The following is a 1,393-nucleotide window of genomic DNA, read 5'->3' on the forward strand; positions in this document are numbered from 1 at the left end:
GGTGCTCAAGCAGCCTGGGGGGCGGAGTGCAGCGTGGCGAGCACCCCGTGACGGGGGCGGCGGGTGGTGGCGGCCATGGCGACGACCGGGTGCGCTGGCACCAGGCGCCACTGGAAGCGTTGCAGCAGCGTGGCGATCGCGATCGTCAGGAGCATCACCGTGTAGGCGTTGCCGACGCACTGCCGCTGGCCCGCGCCGAAGGGCAGGTACGCGAAGCGATGCCGGCCCTCGCGCTGGTCGGGCAGGAACCGCTCAGGCAGGAACTGCTCCGGATCCGTCCAGAACCCGGGATGCCGGTGCAGGATGTACGGGGAGATCAACACCTTGGTGTCCGGGGCCAGCGTGTAGCCGCCGATCTCATCCGTGTTCAGGGCCCGGCGCATGAAGTTCCAGGCGGGTGGGTGGAAGCGGAGCGCCTCCTCCACCAGCGCGCGGGTGTAGTGGAGGGACTGAAGGCCCTCGGCCGTGAGCGGTCTTCCGCCCAGCACGGTGGCCAGCTCGCCGCGCGCTCGCTGCTCCACCTCGGGGCGGCGCGCCACTTCGTACATCATCCAGGTGAGCACCACGGCCGTGGACTCGTACCCGCCAATGAGCAGGCTCACCAACTCGTCCCGCAGCTCGGTGTCCGTCATGGCCACGCCCTGCGTGTCACGGGCCTCCAGCAACATCGTCAGGATGTCGTCCTTGCCGCCGGGTGACTCACGGCGCTCGGCGATCAGCCGGTACATGTCCGTGTTGAGCTGTTCGATGGCGCCGAAGAAGCGCTTCGTCCGCGCGCCATCCAGGCCGAACCGCCGCTTCACCGCGTCCAGCAGCGACTCCCCGGGGCCGTGGAAGACGGTCGCGAGGTGGTCCATGCCCTCGCGCAGCGAGGCGCGGTTCGCGTGCACGTCCTCCGAGAAGATGGAGTTGCCCAGCAGGGAGATGACCAGACCGCGCATCTGACCCAGCAGTTCGAGCGGCGCGGACGTGGCTGCGTGGGGGGCCCAGCGTTCGGCGAACCGTTCGGAGTCCCGCGCCATCCCCTCCACCATCCGGGCCAGCCGCGGGCGATGGAAGGACGGCTGCACCATGCGTCGCTGGCGCAGCCAGAAGTCTCCCTTGTTGGCGAACAGACCCCGGCCCAGCAGCGGATCCGGTCCGTCCCCCACCATGGACAGGAAGTTACTGGCCTTGTCCGCCAACACGTACTGCGCATGGTCCGGGTGGGACAGCAGCCAGGTCGGGCCGTGGTGCGTGGGGAAGCAGACGATGTCGCCGTGCTCCTTCTGTCGCTGGACGAGCTGGAGCAGCGGATCCCTCACCTGCCCGATGCCGAACGTCGGCAGCCAGCTTCGCCGGGGCCGGGGGGGAAGGGCGGATTTGCTTGGCGTTGTCATGGGGGTGGAGGTCC

At 69.4% G+C, this 1,393-nt stretch carries 1 protein-coding gene; it reads right to left on the reverse strand.

From position 1 onward, the window contains the following. Positions 1-5: 5 nt before the first annotated feature. Positions 6-1,379, reverse strand: a complete 1,374-nt coding sequence (locus OV207_RS08285) for a cytochrome P450 (protein ID WP_267554012.1) — start codon at positions 1,377-1,379, stop codon at positions 6-8. Positions 1,380-1,393: the final 14 nt, after the last annotated feature.

The organism is Corallococcus sp. BB11-1 (assembly GCF_026626625.1).
Lineage (GTDB): Bacteria > Myxococcota > Myxococcia > Myxococcales > Myxococcaceae > Corallococcus > Corallococcus soli.